The sequence below is a fragment of the Priestia sp. TSO9 genome (genome assembly GCF_021029645.1).
Classification (GTDB): Bacteria; Bacillota; Bacilli; order Bacillales; family Bacillaceae_H; genus Priestia; species Priestia megaterium_E.
The window spans coordinates 1,440,853-1,460,071 of the sequence record NZ_JAJEKD010000015.1; the positions used below are offsets into that span (position 1 = coordinate 1,440,853).

Sequence of the window (19,219 nt, forward strand, 5' to 3'; positions counted from 1 at the left end):
GTTGGCACCTCACATTAATATGTAATCTTCTTTTTGTTTTGTTGTTTATAAGTCTTTCACTAATTAAGTAGCATAATGTGTTCAACTTGATTATGCACCTTTTGTATAAAGAGTCATAATCAAATCGCCAATGCTAAGTCTTTGCTTAACATTGGCCATTATTACTTTTTCTCTTTTAACGTCTTATGTGCTTCTTCGACTACTTCATGCACAGTAAGCGGAGCTTGATTTTCACCAAGTTCACGCTCGCCTTTCCAGCGCAGGTGGAGAAGAAATTCGATATTTCCATCTCCTCCCGTTATCGGTGAATACGACATGTTATATACATCGTATCCTTGACGAAGCGAGAAATCCACCATGCCTTGAAGGACTTCTTCATGCACTTTTGAATCACGCACGATTCCTTTTTTCCCAACTTGCTCTCTTCCAGCCTCAAACTGTGGCTTAACGAGCGCAACAACATCGCTGTGTGGAACAAGAAGTGTTTTTAACACAGGAAGAATGAGTCTTAAGGAAATAAATGATACATCAATAGAAGCGAATTCAGGCAAGCCTCTTGATAAATCAGCTGGCGTCACGTAACGGAAATTTGTTCGTTCCATTACTTCTACTCGCTCATCTTGACGAAGCTTCCAAGCTAGCTGATTATAGCCTACGTCTAGCGCATAGGACATCTTCGCTCCATTTTGAAGCGCACAATCGGTAAAGCCTCCAGTAGAAGAACCAATATCAATCATGATTTTATCCGCTACATGGACATTAAATTCTTTAATTGCTTTTTCAAGCTTAAAGCCGCCTCTGCTGACGTAAGGCATTACTGCACCTTTAATTGTCAGCGGCGTATCGCGTTCAATTTTCTCTCCCGGCTTATCCAAACGGACTTCATTCGCATAAACAAGTCCTGCCATCACTGTACGCTTTGCTTTTTCTCTTGTTTCAATCAAACCTCGTTCTACTAATAATACATCTACTCGTTCTTTTTTTGTCACTTAACTTCAAGCCTCTTTTGTGTTGGTGTTACGAGTTTTTTAACTCGATTTATAATCTCTTCTTTGGTTAAGCCAATTTCTTCTAAAAGTTTTGTTACGCTGCCGTGCTCGATAAAGCGATCTGGAATCCCCATACGTTCAACGCGCGTATCATAATAGCCGTGCTCTGATGCAAACTCTAACACCGCACTTCCAAAACCGCCTTGAAGTACCGCTTCTTCTACCGTAATCACAGGCTTATTCGTTTGGAAAATCTCATGAAGCATTTTTTCATCCAGCGGTTTAATAAAACGAGCATTGACCACTTTGACGCTGATTCCTTGCTTCTCAAGTTCTGCTGCTGCATCCATCGCCATTGAAATCGTTGTACCAAACGTTAAAATGGTTGTATCTGAACCTTCTTTTAATACGTCCCATGTACCGATCGGAATGTTTTTCAGTTCTGAATCTAGTTCAACACCTAATCCGTTTCCTCTAGCGTAGCGCATAGCAATCGGACCTTCTTCATAAGTCAAAGCAGTATGAACCATGTGCTGGCCTTCATTCTCGTCTTTTGGCATCATAATAACAAGGTTAGGCAAATGACGTAAGAATGCAATATCAAACACGCCTTGATGCGTTTCACCATCAGCACCTACTAGCCCAGCGCGATCAATTCCAATAAATACATTTAGCTTCTGGCGGCAAATATCATGAACCACCTGATCGTATGCACGCTGTAAAAACGTAGAATAAATAGCTAAAAAGGGCTTCATATTTTGAGTTGCAAGACCAGCGGCCATTGTTGTTGCATGCTGCTCTGCAATCCCAACATCAAACATACGATGTGGAAACTCTTTTTGAAATGCTTCGAGTTTTGAGCCTACAGGCATTGCTGGCGTTACGGCTACAATGCGATCATCTTCTCTAGCCATCTTCAATACCGTATCACTTACTAATTTACTCCAAGCAATCGGAACATTTTTGTCTTTAATAAAGTCACCAGACTCAATTTTGTAAGGGCCTGTACCATGCCATGCTCCGCTTTTATCGCTTTCCGCTGGCAAGTACCCTTTCCCTTTTTTCGTAATAACGTGAATCAGTACCGGTCCTTTTGTTTTCTTTGCATATTGTAACGTTTCCAATAAATCGTCATAGCTATGGCCATCAACCGGGCCTAAATACGTAAAGCCAAGATCTTCAAAGAACATGCCTGACACGACCATGTACTTTAGGCCATCTTTTACACGTTCTGCCGTTGCTGCAAGCTTCCCGCCTACTGCAGGCACTTTTTTCAGCAAGACTTCAAGCTCATCTTTTACCCAGTTATATTTGCCCGCCGTGCGCAAACGTCCTAGAATACTGTGTACAGCACCCACGTTAGGAGCGATAGACATTTCATTGTCATTTAAAATAACGGTCATATCCGTTTGCTCGTGCCCGATGTGGTTAAGCGCTTCAAGAGCCATACCACCTGTTAAAGCTCCATCCCCAATGATAGGAACAATATGAGCTTTTGTTTTTTGCAAATCTCTTGCAGCAGCCATTCCCATTGCGGCTGAAAGAGATGTAGAACTATGTCCCGTTTCCCATACATCATGCTCACTTTCGTCACGCTTTGGAAAACCGCATAATCCTTTATATTGACGGATTGTATCAAACTCTCCCGCTCGTCCTGTTAAAATTTTATGGACATACGACTGATGCCCCACGTCCCATAAAAATTTATCTTTTGGGCTGTCAAATACTTTATGGAGTGCAAGCGTTAACTCAACAACCCCCAAGTTTGGCCCTATATGACCACCAGTTGCAGAAAGCTTTGTAATTAAAAAACGACGAATCTCTTCACTTAGTTCTTCTAATTGTGTTACTGACATTTTCTTTAAAAACTCAGGATTTTTTATCGTTGTAAGATCCAAGGTGGATCACTCACTTTCGTACTTGTTATAAAGTTACCTTAATACATTGTCTATTGTTTTATACGTATAGTCAATTTTTAGTATTTCCTTATTACTTACAATACCTTTGATATTCTATCAGTAAACCAGTGATATTCAAAGGAAAACAGTGAAAAAATAGCCGCTAACACAAATGTGATAACGGCCACCAAGATATTGTATATGTCTTTCAAACCTATGCACTACGCTTTTATACAGTAGTAAAATCATTATAGCATAGCCCCTATTGGGACTCAATCTTATTTTACTGTATCACTCAAAAAACCTGACAGAACTCGTCATTAGCTATCACGTTTTGCTATATATAAACAAATTTCTTCTAGTAATCCGTGCTTAATTTGAGCTTGACGTAACGAAAGAAGTGCTTGTTCAACATGATACTGTAACTTTTCTTTGGCCGCTTCCATACCTAACAAAGAAGGATATGTCGTTTTTTCATTTTCTGTATCACTGCCAATTGGCTTTCCTAATTTTTCTTCAGACCCTTCCACATCCAAGATATCATCTTGAATTTGAAACGCTAACCCTACATGCTTACTGAATTCTTCTAATAATTCTTGCTGTAGAGGCGTAGCTTTTCCAAGAATAGCTCCTGCTTTTACACAAAAACCTAGCAGCTTCCCCGTTTTGTGAAGGTGAATATATTCAAGCTCATCTAGCGTGAGCTGCTTTTTTTCGCCTTCCATATCCGCAACCTGTCCGCTGATCATACCTTCTGTTCCGCTTGCTTTTACCAGTTCTGTAATGAGCTGAAGCTTCATATGTGATGTCATCTCAGGATGTGCCGCTTCAGAAATGAGCTGAAAGCTATTTGTTAAAAGAGCATCTCCAGCTAATATAGCCGTTGCTTCGCCGTACACCTTGTGATTCGTCGGTTTACCTCTTCTTAAGTCGTCATCATCCATGCTAGGTAAATCATCGTGAATGAGAGAATATGTATGAATCATTTCCACTGCACATGCTGTTTCTAATCCCATGCTCTCGTCTTTTCCAAACGCATGTAGCGTGGCGAATAACAGCACTGGGCGAAGTCGCTTTCCTCCTGCCGTAAGAGAGTAAAGCATGGATTCCTTTAAGTTAACCGGAGCATGTAATGCTTTTACCACTTCAGGCAAGCGTGTTTCTACTCGATCTTTTGTAAAAGAAATATACTCTTTTAAATTCATTTCATTCACCATCACTCTTCCTCCTGCACCGAGAATGGCTCAAGCGTTCCGTCTTCACGTAAAATAGTTTCCATTTGCTTTTCAATATGCTGAAGACGATCGTGACAGAATTTTGAAAGAGTCATTCCTTCTTGGAATTGTTGAATTGCTTCTTCTAAAGGCACGTCGCCTTCTTCTAGCTTGTTTACGATGGTTTCTAACTGCTCCATCGCCTCTTCAAACGTATACTCTTTGTTTGTCGCCATTTTTCATCGCTCCTCTATTTTCGAAACTTCACACTGCAACTGTCCATCGGTCAAACGAACGTTTACCACATCGCCTTTGGATACTTGTTTGGTTGATTTAATTAGCTCTTTTTCTTTATCGTATACTAAGCTGTAGCCTCTTTCCATTGTTTTTAATGGACTAAGCGTATGTAATTTTGACGTTGCCGTTGCAAATAAAAGCTGTTTTTGCTTTAGCAGCTGCTGCATCTCTTTTGTCAGCATTTTCGTCAGCTGCTGTTGACGCTCCGCTGCTTTCGTTAACTGATGCTCAGGGTGATTGCGCAACAAAGCGGCTGTTAGCTGCTCGTAGTTCGTCCGTTTATGTTCAATGTACCTTCTACCTTCACGATAAAAACGCTCCATCAACTGATCTAACTGCTGCTCTTTTTGCTGGACCAACTTTTGAGGATAACGAAAAGCATATGATTTCTGGGATCGTTCAAGCCTGCGGCTACTAGACTGAAGCATTTCTTTCATCGAACGAAGAAGACGGATATTTCGCTGAGTCAATCTTTCTGTAATTTCACTGATATGAGGTACAGCCAATTCCGCGGCACCCGTTGGAGTAGGAGCGCGAAGATCTGCTACAAAATCTGCAATTGTAAAATCGGTTTCATGTCCCACCGCTGAAATAACAGGAATAGTAGAAGTGAAAATTGCACGAGCAACGCTTTCTTCGTTAAAAGCCCAAAGCTCCTCAATTGACCCACCACCGCGCCCAACAATTAATACGTCTGCTTCTTTACGACGGTTTGCTTCTTCAATTGCCTTAATGATAGACGGTGCCGCATTCACTCCTTGAACAAGAGCGGGCATAACAATAATGTTCGCGTTATATCTGCGCTTTAATGTCGTAATAATATCACGTACGGCTGCTCCAGTCGGAGACGTAATCACACCTATTGTTGTTGGATACTTCGGCAGCTTTCGTTTCCTAGCAGGATTAAATAAGCCTTCTTTTTCCAGCTTTTTTTTCAGCTGTTCGTAGGCCAAGTATAGGTTTCCCACGCCGTCAGGCTGCATTTCTTTTACGTACATTTGATAATTTCCGCTTGGTTCATAAACCGAAATTTCAGCTCGAATGAGTACATTCATTCCTTCTTCAGGCTGAAAATTAAGCTGCCGGTTATGCCCAGCAAACATAACGGCTGCGATACGAGCATTTTGATCTTTCAAGGTGAAATACATATGTCCCCGACTATGACGTTTAAAGTTAGAAATTTCTCCTTTAATCCATACATCTTGCATGTGAGGGTCTACATCAAACTTGCGCTTAATGTATCGTGTAAGAGCCGTAACGGTTAGATAACGCACTTCACTCATCGTTTTGCCTCCTTTGCAGTCACCCTCTCCCCTTTATATAAAGGAGAGAAGCATTTTGGTCACTTGATTTGGCAAGATGAACCTTTATTTAGATAAAGTTGTTAACACTTTAGACAATACGCCATTGATAAACTTGCTTGATTGATCATCGCCAAACGTTTTCGCTAATTCAATCGCTTCATTTAACGTAACGCTCGTAGGAATTTCTTCTTCATACTTCATTTCGTATACGGCAATACGCAGGATAACGCGGTCTACAGTAGCTACACGATCTAACGTCCATTTTTCTAAATGATTGCGTAAAAGTTCATCAATTTCTTGCTGATGTTCAACCACACCTAGCACGAGACTTTCTAAAAATTGATCAGACTTTTCATTTTGTACAACATTTCCGATTGCCTCCATTGGCTCGGTCTGCCCTAAATCATGCTGAAATAGTGCTTGTAATGCTTTTTGGCGTGCTGTATGTCTTTTCATTATTTTTGCTCCTTTATTTATCTTCTTCAACTAGTATACCTAGATAATAGCATAGTTTATGAAACGATACTTCATTGTTCTTATACGAAGTTTGTAGAACACGAAAAAGACCGTCTTTATGACGAGACAGTCTTTTTCACTTTACCATAGCTTGTGTTGAAAAGGAACAAGTAATCATACGTTATTCCATTTTAGCAACAGCCGTTAGGTAAACGTTTGTTTTATTCAACTTCTTCAATATCAGTTTTTTGCGTATCAAACTGAATCCCTACGATATGAATGTTTACTTCATCGAGATCAATAGCTGTCATATTTTTAAGGGCTTGACGAATGTTATCTTGTACTTGTTGCGCTACGTTTGGAATAGACACTCCAAACTTCATCATACAAAATACGTCTACTTTTATCCCGTTTTCTGTTAAGTCCACTTTTACACCTTTACCGTGGTTTTTCTTTCCTAGTTTCTCCACAACGCCAGCTGCAAAATTTCCTCTCATTGCAGAAACGCCTTCTACTTCAGAAGCAGCAATACCCGCAATGACTTCAATAACCTCAGGAGCAATTTCTACTTTGCCAAGAGAATTTGGGTGTTCTTCCATTTCTAATACATGATTTTCATTCATGTACAGCACCTCCTATAGTTTATATTATACTAAGAATTCATTACGTCATATAGCTCAAGAAACTTCGTGTTGAATTCACCGCTAACAAATTTTTCATGATTTAATAGTTTTTGGTGAAAAGGAATAGTGGTTGCAACGCCGTCGATAACAAATTCATCTAACGCGCGCTTCATTCGTTCAATAGCTTCCTCACGAGTTGGAGCATGAACAATCAATTTAGCCACCATTGAATCATAGTAAGGCGGGATTGCATAGCCCGGGTATGCAGCAGAGTCTACGCGCACTCCGTAGCCACCTGGCGGCAAGTACATTTGAATCGTACCTGGTGAAGGCATAAAGTTCTTCTCTGGGTTTTCCGCGTTAATTCGGCACTCAATTGCCCATCCATTAAATGTCACTTCTTCTTGCGTAAACGGTAAAGTTTCACCATTTGCCACTTTGATTTGTTCTTTAATTAAGTCAACTCCTGTCACCATCTCTGTAACAGGGTGTTCTACTTGGATACGCGTATTCATTTCCATGAAGTAAAATTTGTTTTCACGGTAATCATAAATGAATTCCACTGTTCCGGCTCCTGTGTAATTAACGGCTTGAGCAGCTTTAACAGCAGCGTCACCCATTAATTCACGCGTTTTTTCGTCTAACGCTGGAGAAGGCGTTTCTTCAATTAATTTTTGAAGACGGCGTTGAATCGAGCAATCACGCTCTCCTAAATGTACAGTATTCCCATGAGAATCAGCCAACACTTGGATCTCAACGTGACGGAAATCCTCAATGAACTTTTCAATGTACACACCAGGGTTACCGAAAGCTGTAGCAGCTTCTTGCTGTGTAATTGTAATACCTTTGATAAGCTCTTGTTCATTTTTGGCAACGCGGATTCCTTTTCCTCCGCCTCCTGCCGTTGCTTTAATAATAACAGGATAGCCAATATCATTAGCGATTGACATACCGTCTTCCACTGACTCTACAATTCCAGTTGAACCAGGAACAATTGGGACACCCGCTTCACGCATCGTTTCTCTCGCTACGTCTTTTGTTCCCATTTTGTTAATGGCTTCAGGACTTGGTCCTACAAATGTAACGTTACACTCTCTGCATAGTTCTGCAAAATCAGCGTTTTCAGCTAAAAAGCCGTATCCAGGGTGAATGGCGTCACAGCCCGTTAGCATCGCAACGCTCATAATGTTTGTAAAGTTTAAATAGCTGTCTTTAGATGACGTTGGTCCAATACAATACGCTTCGTCTGCTAATTGTACATGCAAAGAGTCACGATCAGCTTGAGAATGAACAGCTACTGATTCTACACCTAATTCTTTACACGCTCGAATAATTCGAACCGCAATTTCTCCTCGATTCGCAATTAATAGCTTTTTAATCATATTTACCGCTCCTTATTCAGGCTTTACTAAGAAAAGAGGTTGACCGTATTCTACAAGTTGTCCATTTTCAACTAATACGTCAACGATTTCACCTTTAACTTCTGCTTCGATTTCATTGAATAATTTCATTGCTTCTACGATACATACAACCGAATCTTTTTGTACTTTATCTCCAGGAGTTACGTATACATCTGATTCTGGCGATGATGACGCATAGAATGTCCCTACCATCGGAGATGTAATTTTATGTAAACTCTCATCAACCGCTGGGGCCGCTTGTTCTTCTTTTGGTTGAGCAGACTGTGCTGCTGGGGCTGGCGCTGGAGCCGCTGCTGCCTGCGGTGCAGGTGCTGCCACTTGTTCAGGTGCCGAAACCACTACTTGCTGCGCTTGTTTGGAAACAATTGCGTCTTTTTTCTTCATCTTGATTTTGGAGCCTTCGTGCTCATAGGTGAACTCCTCGATTGATGATTGATCAACTAGTTTAATGATCTCACGGATCTCTTGAATTTTTAACATATTGAACACTCCTACCTCATGAAAATAGAATTCTCTACAATGTTAATAATACGATAGATGGCTACAGCCATTCAATTCGTTTGGCAAACATTAAAAAGAAGTTCCACTTACTCTATAATAACTTTTTAGCGTTATCGTTTTATAAATGGAAACATAGCTTTACAGATGACAATACGTATGAAAACATTTGTCACCTAGTACTAATATAAGATTATGAAACCTATTATAACCGAAGTAAAAAAAGAAAGCCATGTTAAAATTTTTACCGTCTTGCTTAGATTTTAGTCATTTCATAAAAAAAGAAGTGTAAACAACCCCAATTTAAGGCTGTTTCACACTTCTTTTATTCCCTTTATTTAGTTGGCTGAAACTCTACCGCTACTTCTTTTGGACCCATTTCTTTTTTGACTAGCTGAATGATTTGATTTGCTTTTGTTTTTGAGTGTTTTTCTGTCTTAACGGTAATTTGCACTTGTTTTCCATCTGCTCTTACTAGCGCGTCACTGTATCCTTTTGCTTTAATTAATGTTTCCAGCGTGGCTTCTTTTTCCCCTAGCTTTGATAATTCATCAATTTTATCCATCGCCTTGCTTACTTCCGCAGGCGTCACATTTTTTGATGCCGCTACTTCTTGATACTCTTCTTTTAATTGACTTCTTTCATCGTTTAATTCCAAACGAAGCGCCGTAAATAGCTCATCGCTGTCCGTGCTTGATACAACCGCTGATTCTTTTGCATTTTTAGCCGTTTCCTTCTTTACATCTTCTGCTGAGCCTTCAGTTTTTGAATCTTCTTTTGTTCCTGATTCCTCATCTGTCTGTTGTTTTGTATCTTCTGCAGGAGCCTTGTCATCAGCTTGCTTTTCGCTTTGCTTTTCATTGTCTACTAACGCAACATTACTCTGAGGATTTTCTGGCGTTGTCATATAATACACCGATAACACAACCACTAAACTTAGCATTGTTAATAACCAAACCGTTTGCTTTTTTAATAACATATTCATTTCCCCCTCATCCTTTTTTCGCTAATACTGCTACTCTATGACTTGGTATATCGAGCGCTCTTGTCACGGCTTCAATAATAGATTTCTTTACCTCGATATTATCAGCTCCTTTAGCGACAACTAACACGCCTCTTACTTTTGGTTTTTCGGTTTTAACTACAACAGGCTTTTCTTGTTCTCCGCTTCTTACAATGACCAGCTGTTCGTCTGTTGAGGAATCTTCAACTTTACGAGTCCCTCCTTCACGGTCCGTTTCGTCGGTCGTTTGCGATTTTGTGACGCTGTTTTTTTCATATATTTTGGATTCTGTTGCATCTAGGTTCACAATTACTTTTACCTTACTTACGCCTCTAACTTGATCCAAAATATCTTTCAATTCTTCCTCATACCGCTCTTCATAACCTGTCATCGTTGTTGTCTTTTTAGAGCTAAAAGCGGGAACATCCTGTGATACCGGTGGTGCGCTGGTTTCGTTGCTTGCACTCTTTAGTAATCCGCCTGAATTCATAGATGTTGTGAGTGAGTTGCTAAATACCATAAAGATAACGCCTGCAGCTAGTAAAATGCCTATATACATTAACTTTGAAGGTTTCTTCGTAGTTGATGACTGTTTAAGTGAAAAGAACCGCTGAAAAAATGATGGGTCACCTTTTTCTGGCTTTTGACTCATTTCGTGTCTCCCTCCTCCATATTCACAACAACTTGGCCTTGTTTTACATCCCATTTTGCTGCTAAATAGTTGGATAATTTCTTGGATTCTGTTGGTTTGTTTGTTTCGATCGGTGTGGAGGTATCAATAGAAATAACTTTCACAGCTGAAACAACCTCGGAATCATCCGATGCTTTTTTACTTACGGCAACTGAAATGGATTTAATATTATCAGCGGTAGGTTCGTCGTTCGGCTTTTTTGTTTCAATGTGAATTCGATCAATTGCTACACCATACTGATCCATCAACTCCTCTTTTACATCTGTCTCCATTTGGACAGCCATTTGTTCTAAAATATATGCACGTTGTGAAGCTTGTATTTCTTTTTTCTGATTTTCTATTGAATTTTCTACCTGCTGATCGGATCGAATAGATGATAAGCTAAGTGATTTCAACATTTGATTAACATCCACTTTAAAAATTTGAAAAACGGGTGTAATAATAATCAGCATTAAAAGAAGTCCAACCACCAGCTTTGTATATTTTTGAAAACTAGAATTGGGCAACAGTAAATTAATAATGGTAGCTAATAAGATAAAAAGAATGATATTAGTAATCCACGTCGTTAAGGCCTGCAATTTCTTCACCTCACCATCATTGTGACGTTGCTCGCTGTAATGATGACCGTTAAACATAAGAAAAACATAAGCGAGACAACCGCAAGCGCCGCGAAAATATAGATGACGCTTTTGCTGATAATGCTCAAGCAGGAAATAACCGGTCCTCCTCCAATAGGTTGAAGAAGAGCTGCTGCCAGCTTATAGATAAAAGCGAGCGTTAACACTTTAATAGCCGGAAACGCGACGATTAACAGTAAGACTGCTACTCCAGCAATCCCTACTGAATTCTTTAATAGAAGCGAGGCACTGATGACTGTGTCAGCCGCATCTGTGAATACACGTCCTACAACAGGTATAAAGTTCCCTGTGACAAACTTTGCCGTTCGAATTGTAATACCGTCGGCAACAGCTGAGGTGGCCCCTTGAACGGACAGCACCCCTAAAAAAACAGTTAGGAATATTCCAAGCACGCCAATGCTTATATTTCTCAACAGCTGAGCAAGCTGTGTAACCTTATGTTCATCTGAAATCGTACTCACAATGCTAAGCAGTGCTGAAAGAAAAAGCAGCGGCATCACTACGTATTGAATAAGCAAACCGCTTGTGTTCATTAAAAACAAAATCATCGGATGAAAAAAGGCTGCCGATACAACTCCTCCTGATGATGCCATTAGGGCAAGCAGCAGCGGCACCAGAGCTAAAATGAATTTGGTCATGGTCTCAATCGCTCCCGTTGCATAAGAGATAGCAATTTGAAAACTATTAAGAGCAATGATGATCAAAACCATATATACAAGCGCATACGCTACTTTACTTACGGTTTGCTGATTAAACGCACTTTGAAGCGTTTGTAAAAACACGCTAAAAACCGTTAGCATAATGAGCGTACCGAGGAGCTTTCCATTCGCTAATACTTCATGAAATAAAAACTTTACAAGACCTCCTAGCCATTCTTTAAGAGAGAACTCTTTTTCTCCTTTTAAAAAATCGACTAAACTTCCCTTCTGACTCTCGGGTAAAAAGCCGCCGTATTGGGTAATAATATCGTCCCAAAACTGTTTGACTTCATCGATACCGAGCTTATCAATTTGTTCATTGACAAGTTCTTGCTGCTTCGGGGGTTCGGAAGCTTGTACATTTTCTGGAAAGAAAAAAAAGAGGAACAAAAGAAGAGCGAGTATATTCAATTTAAACGTCCACCGCTTCATTTCGTCACCTCATATTAAGTAAAATTAATTGGGCAGCATTGAAATAATCGTTTCAATAATGACCGTTAAAATAGGAATTGCCATGGAGAGAATCAGCACTTTTCCACCTAATTCAATTTTAGAAGCAATGGCACCCTGCCCTGCATCTTTCGTAATTTGAGCACCAAATTCGGCGATATAGGCGATACCAATAATTTTCAAGATGGTTTCCACATAAATCATGTTAACGTGGGCATTAATTGACAGCCGCTCGACCATCTTAATAATTTCGTAGATTTGATCAATTAAAAAAAGAAAGATCACGGATCCCACGAATACAACAAGTAAAAAAGCAATAGGTGATTTATGTTCTTTTAAAATAAGAGCCAAAAACGTAGCTACTAACCCTAAGCCCACAATTTGAAGCATTTCAATGGCAACTCACCCCTCTACCCTTGAAATAAAAAAACCGATTTGATTTTTTGAAATAAGTCCTCTACAATCGAAGCAACCATAAATAAAATATAAATAAAGCCGATAAGGGTAACCCAGTTCGCGTAATCTTTTTTTCCCATCTGTTCGAGTACGGTGACTAAAAAAGCTACGACGATACCAATCCCAGCAATCTGAAAAATGGTGTTCATATCAATTCCCACATTTAATCCTCCTCTATCGCTACATCAATAGAATGACCAGTAGCAACCCAGATAGAAAGCCTAAACTTTTAACCATTTTTTCATAGCGATTCTGCTTATCAACTGCATCTTGTTCTTCGCGTTCAAGATGGTTCAGCGTCAGTAAGATATGCTTTTGCTGCGAATAACGATCATGCTGACCAAGCGTTTCACCAAATTGTTTTAAGATTTCTAGTTCTCCCGTTTTAAGGGCGGTTTGTTTCCAAAATTGGTCCAAGGTCTTTTCCCAAGCTTCCTTGACACTTTCAGTACCTTCTTGTAATTTTATTGAAAACTCATTAAACAAAGAAGCCAAAGGATTAGGAAGCTGTAGAGATAACAAATGAGCAACTTCTTGAAGAGGCCGATTGCTGTACATAATTTCTGCTTCTAACGACCTCAGAGCCGTTTTTAATTGCCTGAGCTGCCTAGGTCTTGCACTAAGCTGCTTTGCAAACTCAAATCCTGTGTAAGTGGAAGCAAATAAGATAAAGATGGCACCAAACAGTTTCATACACCATCACCCTTTACTATTTTCAATAAGCGACTTTTCAGCGGACGTTTTCATGGAATTATAGTGCTCATCGTAGATAGCCTGAAGTGTTCCAGGACCTCGGCTGTTCGATAGCACAACATACCTTTTGAATACGTGAAGTTTCATTAAAGCTTGCAAAGTGGGACGCTTCATTAAATCTTCAATGTCATAGCCATGAACAGTCATAATGACACGAACGCCAGCATTAACCGCTTCAAGTACGGCCTTACAATCTTCTTCACTTCCCACTTCATCCACGATCAGCACATCGGGGCTCATGGAGCGAATCATCATCATCATGCCTTCAGCTTTTGGACAGCTGTCTAATAAATCCATTCTAGATCCGAATGTATGCTGAGGAACCCCTTTAACAGCCCCAGCAATTTCTGATCGTTCATCTACAATTCCCACTTTAAACGGAGGAATCTTAGAGGGCTCTATGCCAGTACTTATTACTCTGGCTAAATCGCGAATCATGGTTGTTTTTCCTGTTTGAGGAGGTCCTATGATGACCGTACTTTGCCAATAGCCAGTGTATAAAAAAGGAATAAGCTGATTCGAAATACCAATCTTTTGTTTAGCAATCCGGATATTAAAGGATGATACATCTCGAATCACACGAACCTGTCCATTTTCCGTTACAACTTTTCCCGCTAGTCCAACCCGGTGCCCGCCTTCAATGGTGACATATCCTTTTTTCAATTCTTCTTCAATCATATAAATCGAAAACTGGCTTAATTTATTTAAGATAAATAAAGCATCTTCTGCACTTGGAAGATACGATTCGAAATATGGCTGATTGTTGATTGTAAATTCGACAGGTCTTCCTACGCGCACTCGAATTTCTTCTAGTACATGAGAATGGTTTGTAACATAAAATTCAACAGTCTTTTTTAAATTAGGCGGAAAGATTGCAAGTATTTCGTTTAACATATTCATCCCCTCATATTTGAACTCACTTCAATGTATTATAAGCTTGACCATTTTATGCCTACCTTTTATTTAAAAACACCGATTAAAATGAAGAGCACTCCTACTACAATCATGATTAATTTCCCAAAAGATAATTGATCGGCTACGGACACTAAACCTATGGTAAAAGAACTCACCATTACAATCGGACCAACAAGCGCTAACATTCCATTAATCATTAACGCTTTTTTCACATCATTGTTTGTGACAATTAAAATAGCGGCAATAAACTCAATAAATGAAGAAATAAATCGAAGGCACGCCATCGTTAATACCGTACCGTTTAAATGATCCAACCACTGCTTCATAAGCCCCTCCTATATCTCTGCGTTGTTTAGTACAACCTATGCAAAATAAGGAAGAGTTAGCACAAAAAAACATACAAAAAAGGCAGAGAATGATTCTCTGCCTTTTTTGTATGTTTGCATCTTGCTTACACGATCCAATTACGCGCGTGATACGTAGCTGCTGTCTGTTGTGTTGATAATTAATACGTCGCCTTCGTTTACGAAGAACGGAACGTTTACTGTTAAGCCAGTTTCCACAGTTGCCGGTTTTGTACCGCCAGAAGCTGTGTCACCTTTAATACCAGGTTCAGTTTCTGTTACTTTAAGCTCAACTGTGTTTGGAAGTTCAACACCTAATGTCTCACCTTGGTACATCATAATTGCTACTTCCATATTCTCTTTTAAGAATTTTAGCTCATATTCAATTGCACTTGCTGGAAGCTCTAATTGCTCATAAGACTGGTTGTCCATGAATACGTGCTGATCGCCGCTTGCATATAGATATTGCATTTTACGGTTATCAATTTGGGCTTTCCCTACTTTTTCACCTGCACGGAACGTTTTTTCTTGCACAGCTCCTGTACGAAGGTTACGTAGTTTTGAGCGAACGAATGCAGCGCCTTTACCAGGCTTTACGTGTTGGAAATCCATTACACGCCAAATACCTCCGTCTACTTCTACTGTCAAACCTGTACGAAAATCATTTACTGAAATCATGAAGAAATCCTCCTACATTTTATAAAATAATGAACTCTTTTGATGAGTGCGATAATGCCTCATTACCTTCTGCTGTGACGATCGTATCATCTTCAATACGAACGCCCCCTAAGTCTGGTATGTAAATACCTGGTTCAACGGTTACAATCATACCTGGCTGCAGTACATCTGTAGATTTCACAGAAAGTGAGGGGCCTTCGTGTACTTCTAACCCTACGCCGTGACCGGTCGAATGTCCAAAATACTGGCCGTATCCGTGTTCTGTAATATAATCACGCGTTAACGCATCTGCTTCTTTACCCGTCATACCTGCTTTAATGCCGCTCATTCCATTAAGCTGCGCTTGCAGTACGACATTATAAATTTCTTTTAGCTTATCACTTACTTCACCGACGGCAAATGTTCGTGTGATATCTGAACAGTAACCATTATAGTATGCGCCAAAATCAAGCGTTACAAGTTCCCCTTTTTCAATTACTTTTTCAGAAGCAACACCATGCGGTAAAGCCCCGCGATGCCCTGAAGCAACAATTGTATCAAAGGATGAAGATGTTGCGCCTTGTTTTCTCATAAAGAACTCCAGCTCATTAGATACTTGAAGCTCTGTTAAACCAGGACGAACAAAGGTTAAAATATGTTCATATGCTGCATCTGCTATTTTTGCAGCTTCCTTTAATATCTTAATCTCTGAGTCACTCTTTATCAAGCGTAAGTTTTCGATTGCGTGCGAGATTGGAACAAGTTCCGCGCCGATATGCTTATCAAATAATTGATGCTGTCCATATGTAACATAATTCTGTTCAAAACCAAGCTTTTTAATTCCAAATTGTTTCACTACATTCGCTACTTCTTCTACAATAGGACCCTTGTGCTGAACGATATCAAAACCTTCTGTTTGACTAGTTGCTTGTTCAACATAACGAAAATCTGTTACAAATGCCGCTTTGTCTTCAGAAATGATAACGACACCAGCAGATCCTGTGAAATTGGTCATATAGCGTCTGTTATATTCACTTGTAATTACAACACCGTCCACATTCAACTTTGAAAACTGTTCGCGTAGTTTTTCGATTTTCATTTTATTTCCCCCTTAATTGTAAAAGTGCCTGCAGGGCAAGCTCGTATCCGTATAAACCTAACCCGACAATTTGACCATGTGTAACAGGTGCCGTCACTGAATGGTGGCGAAACTCTTCACGCTTATGTACGTTTGAAATATGCACTTCAATAACAGGAACAGATATACTGGCAATCGCATCTCGAATGGCATAACTGTAGTGAGTAAAAGCACCAGGATTGATCATAATTCCATCAAATTTCTCATCCGCTTCATGAATCCAGTCGATAATTACACCTTCGTGATTAGACTGTACGCACTCAACTTCTACCCCATGGTCTCTGCCTGCTCGCTGAAGCTTCTCTTCAAGATTTTGAAGATTATCTGTCCCATATACCGCTGGTTCGCGTACGCCTAAACGATTTAAATTAGGACCGTTTATTACTAAAATCTTATTCATCTTAATTCAACACTCTCCCCTACTACGAACCCTTTATGCAGCTCACTTATGTGAATTTGCACTTTATTTTTCTTTTTAAATCATTATATAGAATATATTAGCATACGTTGGAACATTCACACTACTTATTCGCCGTTTGAAAATCTGTAGATTCATCTTTTGTTTGAAGCTCTGCAGCTTCAAAAGAAATGGAATATCCGATGAATACACCATATAAAATATAAATACAGAGGGATGAAATAATCGTGTTAGCTGGAAGCTCTCCAATTGTTTTTAAATTGGGAAAGAGCGGATTCAAAACAACGAATACAATTGCCCACCATAATAAGCCGTAAGCAAAACCTATCCAAATTGTTTTAAACTTCTTTAATAGGACGTAGTATAACAACCCGACAAAAATAGATAATACCCCTATAAGAAAAATACTGACGATAACACCTATTCCTTTATCCTTCCAATCACCTAATGCCCATGGATCTAAAAGCATATTTGGATTGATAACACTAAAGCTGAACAGATAATTTAAATAGCCAATAAAGCTCCAGAAAATCCCTCCAAAAAAGGAAATAAAGACGGCTTTAAATAAAAAAGACATTTCCTGTTTATGCGTAGGGTGGTTATCCTGTTTTTTTTCATGCTGTTCTTTAGGTTCTGACATATTAATCACCTCTTGATGTAGTATGAACTTTTTTCTCATTTCTAAGTTTTTACGTTTATTACTCTTCCTATACGCAAGAAGGGAGCCTGATATCAAAGAGACATTTTAAAACTACTTCGCACAGAGTTTCATAAACAAATTTTATAAGTGAAAGGAAAAAAATTCATAACAAGGGTGTGGAGATGAAAAATATTGGCTAAACTAGATAACATGCATCCGCCTAGAGGTTTATTTGATTTTGCTGTAGAATATAAAATACTAAGAAGTCTAGTCTAGTTAAGTTAGGTTGGTGCCTGAAATGTCTAAATTACAAAAACCTGCGTATGGTGGTCAAGCCGTTATAGAAGGCGTCATGTTCGGTGGCAAACGTATGATGGTGACGGCTATTCGCCGCAAAGATCAATCTATTGATTATTTTCATTCAAAAAGAAAATCAAATTCCGTACTCACTGCTTTTAAAAAAATTCCTTTTTTACGAGGAATTGCTGCTATTGTTGAAGCCAGTGCAAACGGTACGCAGCACTTGAACTTTTCCTCTGAACGCTATGACGTGAATCCAGAAGATGATGCTCAAGTAGCAGAAGAACAACAAAAAGAGAAAAAAGAATCAAAACTATCTTTAATATTTGGCGTTGCAACTATTGGTGTAATATCCTTTCTTTTCGGGAAAGTACTATTTACATTGATTCCTGTGTTTTTAGCACAATTGACACGTCCTGTTTTCACTTCAAGTGTAGCTCAGGTTTTTATTGAAGGAGTATTTAAACTATTATTGCTCCTTGGCTATATTTATGTGATTTCACAAACGCCACTTATTAAACGGGTGTTTCAATATCATGGAGCAGAACACAAGGTCATTAATGCATATGAAAACAATGCTGAACTTACGGTAGAAGCCGTGCAAGCACAATCTCGACTTCATTATCGCTGCGGAAGTAGCTTTATCCTCTTTACCGTAGTTGTAGGAATGTTTGTCTACCTACTCGTTCCAACGGATCCTCTTTGGTTACGAATTGTGGATCGCCTTGCATTAATCCCAGTTGTCCTTGGTTTATCATTTGAAGTGTTACAGTTAACCAATAAAGTTCGTCATGTCCCTCTTCTTCGCTTTTTAGGTTATCCCGGTTTATGGCTTCAACTTTTAACAACCAAAGAACCAAAAGATGATCAAGTTGAAGTTGCGATTGCTTCATTTAAAGAACTTTTACGCGTTGAAAATGAACTTTCTTCTACCACTGACGAACAAGTTGTCTAATCCACACCGTTTTGCTTTCTTTTTTTACTATTTTAGGAGGTGAACAAAATGAGACGTCCATTCGTGAAACCACTTGTATATGGTCTAATCGGGTTAGGAGTCATTGGCTTTGCATTTACGTTGATTACAGATCCAGCTGTTTTATTACGTCAAGCAGGTTATATTTTTCTGTTTATCATTTTGTTTTACTTAGTTTATCGGTTTATTCTCCGCCCTTCTCAGACAAAAGGTCAAGATAGAGGGTATGTGCGCGCAGTAAAACAATCAAAACTGCGTCAAAAAGAAAAAGAGCGAGGAAGCAACAAAGTTGATATGCATACGTACCGAAGCTCAAATAAGCGCCCGGTATCCAAGTCAACGAAACCGCTAAAGAAAAAGAAAAACAACTCACACTTGACCGTCATCGAAGGTAAAAAAGGAAAAAAGAAAAATAGAGCATTCTTTTAAAAAAACAAGGAGAAAA

The 19,219-nt window shown here is 39.3% G+C and carries 24 protein-coding genes; 2 read left to right on the forward strand and 22 right to left on the reverse strand.

All coding sequences use genetic code 11. The annotated features are described in order from the left end of the window. Positions 1-161: 161 nt before the first annotated feature. The 22 genes from LJC66_RS22615 to LJC66_RS22720 all read right to left on the reverse strand — a co-directional run bounded on the left by LJC66_RS22615 (position 162) and on the right by LJC66_RS22720 (position 17,501). Positions 162-989: a TlyA family RNA methyltransferase gene (locus tag LJC66_RS22615; RefSeq protein WP_014458249.1), complete on the reverse strand. Its 828-nt coding sequence runs from the start codon at positions 987-989 to the stop codon at positions 162-164. Then, the gene (gene dxs / locus LJC66_RS22620; protein WP_028410662.1) at positions 986-2,887 is read right to left on the reverse strand and encodes a 1-deoxy-D-xylulose-5-phosphate synthase; all 1,902 of its coding nucleotides are present in this window, start codon (positions 2,885-2,887) and stop codon (positions 986-988) included. Before dxs ends, LJC66_RS22615 begins: the two co-directional genes overlap by 4 nt. Positions 2,888-3,207: 320 nt before the next feature. After that, the gene (locus LJC66_RS22625) at positions 3,208-4,104 is read right to left on the reverse strand and encodes a polyprenyl synthetase family protein (RefSeq protein WP_230933579.1); all 897 of its coding nucleotides are present in this window, start codon (positions 4,102-4,104) and stop codon (positions 3,208-3,210) included. After that, the gene (locus LJC66_RS22630) at positions 4,104-4,337 is read right to left on the reverse strand and encodes an exodeoxyribonuclease VII small subunit (protein WP_013059140.1); all 234 of its coding nucleotides are present in this window, start codon (positions 4,335-4,337) and stop codon (positions 4,104-4,106) included. The genes LJC66_RS22625 and LJC66_RS22630 overlap by 1 nt, the downstream gene beginning before the upstream one ends. Before the next feature lie 3 nt (positions 4,338-4,340). After that, on the reverse strand, positions 4,341-5,681 hold the full coding sequence (xseA, locus tag LJC66_RS22635) for an exodeoxyribonuclease VII large subunit (RefSeq protein ID WP_230933580.1): 1,341 nt from the start codon (positions 5,679-5,681) through the stop codon (positions 4,341-4,343). An 84-nt stretch (positions 5,682-5,765) separates the two neighbouring features. Further along, positions 5,766-6,158 carry a transcription antitermination factor NusB gene (gene nusB, locus LJC66_RS22640; protein ID WP_013059142.1) on the reverse strand — a complete coding sequence of 131 codons (393 nt, stop codon included), beginning with the start codon at positions 6,156-6,158 and terminating at the stop codon, positions 5,766-5,768. A gap of 221 nt (positions 6,159-6,379) precedes the next feature. Then, positions 6,380-6,781: an Asp23/Gls24 family envelope stress response protein gene (locus LJC66_RS22645; RefSeq protein ID WP_013059143.1), complete on the reverse strand. Its 402-nt coding sequence runs from the start codon at positions 6,779-6,781 to the stop codon at positions 6,380-6,382. Positions 6,782-6,810: 29 nt separating this feature from the next. Next, complete coding sequence (gene accC, locus LJC66_RS22650) at positions 6,811-8,163, reverse strand: acetyl-CoA carboxylase biotin carboxylase subunit (protein WP_013084993.1); 1,353 nt, start codon at positions 8,161-8,163, stop codon at positions 6,811-6,813. A 12-nt stretch (positions 8,164-8,175) separates the two neighbouring features. Then, complete coding sequence (accB, locus tag LJC66_RS22655; protein ID WP_028410660.1) at positions 8,176-8,682, reverse strand: acetyl-CoA carboxylase biotin carboxyl carrier protein; 507 nt, start codon at positions 8,680-8,682, stop codon at positions 8,176-8,178. Between the two features lie 352 nt (positions 8,683-9,034). Next, positions 9,035-9,685 carry a SpoIIIAH-like family protein gene (locus LJC66_RS22660; RefSeq protein WP_285852898.1) on the reverse strand — a complete coding sequence of 217 codons (651 nt, stop codon included), beginning with the start codon at positions 9,683-9,685 and terminating at the stop codon, positions 9,035-9,037. Between the two features lie 7 nt (positions 9,686-9,692). Then, on the reverse strand, positions 9,693-10,355 hold the full coding sequence (gene spoIIIAG / locus LJC66_RS22665) for a stage III sporulation protein AG (protein ID WP_230933581.1): 663 nt from the start codon (positions 10,353-10,355) through the stop codon (positions 9,693-9,695). Then, positions 10,352-10,972, reverse strand: coding sequence for a stage III sporulation protein AF (gene spoIIIAF, locus LJC66_RS22670; protein WP_230933582.1), 621 nt, complete (start codon positions 10,970-10,972; stop codon positions 10,352-10,354). The genes spoIIIAG and spoIIIAF overlap by 4 nt, the downstream gene beginning before the upstream one ends. A 5-nt stretch (positions 10,973-10,977) precedes the next feature. After that, positions 10,978-12,162, reverse strand: a complete 1,185-nt coding sequence (gene spoIIIAE, locus LJC66_RS22675; protein ID WP_230933583.1) for a stage III sporulation protein AE — start codon at positions 12,160-12,162, stop codon at positions 10,978-10,980. A gap of 24 nt (positions 12,163-12,186) precedes the next feature. Then, entirely contained in the window at positions 12,187-12,570 is a 384-nt protein-coding gene (gene spoIIIAD / locus LJC66_RS22680; RefSeq protein ID WP_013059150.1) for a stage III sporulation protein AD, read from the reverse strand. 20 nt (positions 12,571-12,590) lie between these two features. After that, a complete protein-coding gene (spoIIIAC, locus tag LJC66_RS22685; RefSeq protein ID WP_013059151.1) occupies positions 12,591-12,797 on the reverse strand; it encodes a stage III sporulation protein AC in 207 nt (68 codons plus the stop codon). A 19-nt stretch (positions 12,798-12,816) separates the two neighbouring features. Continuing rightward, a complete protein-coding gene (spoIIIAB, locus tag LJC66_RS22690; RefSeq protein WP_230933584.1) occupies positions 12,817-13,329 on the reverse strand; it encodes a stage III sporulation protein SpoIIIAB in 513 nt (170 codons plus the stop codon). A 6-nt stretch (positions 13,330-13,335) separates the two neighbouring features. Further along, positions 13,336-14,283 carry a stage III sporulation protein AA gene (gene spoIIIAA, locus LJC66_RS22695; protein ID WP_230933585.1) on the reverse strand — a complete coding sequence of 316 codons (948 nt, stop codon included), beginning with the start codon at positions 14,281-14,283 and terminating at the stop codon, positions 13,336-13,338. A gap of 65 nt (positions 14,284-14,348) precedes the next feature. Next, positions 14,349-14,630: a YqhV family protein gene (locus LJC66_RS22700; protein WP_013059154.1), complete on the reverse strand. Its 282-nt coding sequence runs from the start codon at positions 14,628-14,630 to the stop codon at positions 14,349-14,351. Positions 14,631-14,768: 138 nt separating this feature from the next. Next, a complete protein-coding gene (gene efp / locus LJC66_RS22705) occupies positions 14,769-15,326 on the reverse strand; it encodes an elongation factor P (RefSeq protein WP_013059155.1) in 558 nt (185 codons plus the stop codon). Between the two features lie 19 nt (positions 15,327-15,345). Next, on the reverse strand, positions 15,346-16,404 hold the full coding sequence (locus tag LJC66_RS22710) for a M24 family metallopeptidase (RefSeq protein WP_028410654.1): 1,059 nt from the start codon (positions 16,402-16,404) through the stop codon (positions 15,346-15,348). 1 nt (position 16,405) lies between these two features. Continuing rightward, complete coding sequence (gene aroQ / locus LJC66_RS22715; RefSeq protein WP_013059157.1) at positions 16,406-16,843, reverse strand: type II 3-dehydroquinate dehydratase; 438 nt, start codon at positions 16,841-16,843, stop codon at positions 16,406-16,408. Between the two features lie 121 nt (positions 16,844-16,964). Beyond that, a complete protein-coding gene (locus LJC66_RS22720) occupies positions 16,965-17,501 on the reverse strand; it encodes a YqhR family membrane protein (protein ID WP_230933586.1) in 537 nt (178 codons plus the stop codon). Between the two features lie 298 nt (positions 17,502-17,799). Between LJC66_RS22720 and LJC66_RS22725 the strand changes: the two genes are divergently transcribed. Together LJC66_RS22725 and LJC66_RS22730 are read left to right on the forward strand one after the other, a co-directional pair. Then, positions 17,800-18,756 (forward strand): DUF1385 domain-containing protein, encoded by a 957-nt coding sequence (locus LJC66_RS22725; protein WP_230933587.1) that lies wholly within the window; start codon positions 17,800-17,802, stop codon positions 18,754-18,756. Positions 18,757-18,804: 48 nt separating this feature from the next. Then, positions 18,805-19,203, forward strand: a complete 399-nt coding sequence (locus tag LJC66_RS22730) for an SA1362 family protein (protein ID WP_013059160.1) — start codon at positions 18,805-18,807, stop codon at positions 19,201-19,203. The last annotated feature ends 16 nt before the right edge of the window (positions 19,204-19,219 follow it).

Bases quoted from the DNA above. Each gene is read 5' to 3' on its own strand.
- LJC66_RS22625 (WP_230933579.1), bottom strand. From the start codon at position 4,104: ATGGTGAATGAAATGAATTTAAAAGAGTATATTTCTTTTACAAAAGAT.
- LJC66_RS22630 (WP_013059140.1), bottom strand. From the start codon at position 4,337: ATGGCGACAAACAAAGAGTATACGTTTGAAGAGGCGATGGAGCAGTTA.
- xseA (WP_230933580.1), bottom strand. From the start codon at position 5,681: ATGAGTGAAGTGCGTTATCTAACCGTTACGGCTCTTACACGATACATT.
- nusB (WP_013059142.1), bottom strand. From the start codon at position 6,158: ATGAAAAGACATACAGCACGCCAAAAAGCATTACAAGCACTATTTCAG.
- LJC66_RS22645 (WP_013059143.1), bottom strand. From the start codon at position 6,781: ATGAATGAAAATCATGTATTAGAAATGGAAGAACACCCAAATTCTCTT.
- accC (WP_013084993.1), bottom strand. From the start codon at position 8,163: ATGATTAAAAAGCTATTAATTGCGAATCGAGGAGAAATTGCGGTTCGA.
- accB (WP_028410660.1), bottom strand. From the start codon at position 8,682: ATGTTAAAAATTCAAGAGATCCGTGAGATCATTAAACTAGTTGATCAA.
- LJC66_RS22660 (WP_285852898.1), bottom strand. From the start codon at position 9,685: ATGAATATGTTATTAAAAAAGCAAACGGTTTGGTTATTAACAATGCTA.
- spoIIIAG (WP_230933581.1), bottom strand. From the start codon at position 10,355: ATGAGTCAAAAGCCAGAAAAAGGTGACCCATCATTTTTTCAGCGGTTC.
- spoIIIAE (WP_230933583.1), bottom strand. From the start codon at position 12,162: ATGAAGCGGTGGACGTTTAAATTGAATATACTCGCTCTTCTTTTGTTC.
- spoIIIAD (WP_013059150.1), bottom strand. From the start codon at position 12,570: ATGCTTCAAATTGTGGGCTTAGGGTTAGTAGCTACGTTTTTGGCTCTT.
- spoIIIAB (WP_230933584.1), bottom strand. From the start codon at position 13,329: ATGAAACTGTTTGGTGCCATCTTTATCTTATTTGCTTCCACTTACACA.
- spoIIIAA (WP_230933585.1), bottom strand. From the start codon at position 14,283: ATGTTAAACGAAATACTTGCAATCTTTCCGCCTAATTTAAAAAAGACT.
- LJC66_RS22700 (WP_013059154.1), bottom strand. From the start codon at position 14,630: ATGAAGCAGTGGTTGGATCATTTAAACGGTACGGTATTAACGATGGCG.
- efp (WP_013059155.1), bottom strand. From the start codon at position 15,326: ATGATTTCAGTAAATGATTTTCGTACAGGTTTGACAGTAGAAGTAGAC.
- LJC66_RS22710 (WP_028410654.1), bottom strand. From the start codon at position 16,404: ATGAAAATCGAAAAACTACGCGAACAGTTTTCAAAGTTGAATGTGGAC.
- aroQ (WP_013059157.1), bottom strand. From the start codon at position 16,843: ATGAATAAGATTTTAGTAATAAACGGTCCTAATTTAAATCGTTTAGGC.
- LJC66_RS22720 (WP_230933586.1), bottom strand. From the start codon at position 17,501: ATGTCAGAACCTAAAGAACAGCATGAAAAAAAACAGGATAACCACCCT.
- LJC66_RS22725 (WP_230933587.1), top strand. From the start codon at position 17,800: ATGTCTAAATTACAAAAACCTGCGTATGGTGGTCAAGCCGTTATAGAA.
- LJC66_RS22730 (WP_013059160.1), top strand. From the start codon at position 18,805: ATGAGACGTCCATTCGTGAAACCACTTGTATATGGTCTAATCGGGTTA.